This is a genomic window from Secundilactobacillus sp. MJ173 (assembly GCF_059704265.1).
On sequence record NZ_BAAKGN010000031.1, the window covers coordinates 1 to 527 of the forward strand.

Here is a 527-nt window from a genome sequence, read left to right on the forward strand (position 1 = left end):
CCAAACTTTGATTTAACCTATGGCGATAAGCTAACTGCTCCAACTGACTTGACGAACGCCGACTTCAGTTTCATTGATAGCGAGAACCACGCAGTTGACGGTGTTCCCGAGAATGTCGGGACTTACACGGTTAGCCTGAACGCAGACGGGCAAGCTAAAGTACAAGCAGCTAACGGCAATTACGCGTTGACTGCTGATAACTTTAAGTCCGGTACGTTTACAATCACGGCTAAATCTACGACAAAAGATGATGTCACAACTGAAGCCAAGGTTAATGACCAAACAAAAGTTTACGGTGATAAAGATCCAAACTTTGATTTGACTTATGGCGATAAGCTCAATGCCGCAACTGATTTGACTAATGCCGATTTCAGTTTCATTGATAGCAAGAACCACGCAGTTGACGGTGTTCCTGAAAATGTCGGGACTTACACGGTTAGCTTGAACGCGGACGGCCAAGCGAAAGTCCAAGCAGCTAATGGCAATTACGCGTTGACTGCTGATAACTTTAAGCCCGGTACGTTTAC

1 protein-coding gene is annotated in these 527 nt (G+C 45.4%); it reads left to right on the top strand.

The genetic code is table 11. The features are described 5' to 3' along the window. On the top strand, positions 1 to 527 hold a 527-nt coding region (locus tag AC6H04_RS04850; RefSeq protein WP_497570608.1), incomplete at both ends, for an MBG domain-containing protein.